The organism is Bacillus sp. JH7, assembly GCF_001563515.1.
Taxonomy (GTDB): Bacteria; Bacillota; Bacilli; order Bacillales; family Bacillaceae_G; genus Bacillus_A; species Bacillus_A cereus.
Genome location: NZ_LPUS01000027.1, coordinates 1 through 250, shown reverse-complemented (window position 1 = coordinate 250; position 250 = coordinate 1). Strand labels below are relative to the sequence as shown.

Sequence of the window (250 nt, the reverse complement as noted above, 5' to 3'; positions counted from 1 at the left end):
TTCGGAAATCTTCGGATCAAAGCTTACTTACAGCTCCCCGAAGCATATCGGCGTTAGTCCCGTCCTTCATCGACTCCTAGTGTCAAGGCATCCACCGTGCGCCCTTTCTAACTTAACCAAACTAAAATTAAAAAATATGAGCTACACTGTTATCTAGTTTTCAAAGAACATACATTTATATATGAGAGATAGTTCTCTCAAAACTGAACAAAACGAAACACGGAAACTTTATTGATGAACAGCGTTCATC

Annotated in this window: 1 rRNA gene; it reads right to left on the bottom strand. The window is 39.2% G+C overall.

Annotated elements, in window-relative coordinates:
* Window positions 1-118: ribosomal RNA gene (locus AU379_RS23600) — 23S ribosomal RNA — on the bottom strand; the annotation flags it as partial.
* Between the last annotated feature and the right edge of the window lie 132 nt (window positions 119-250).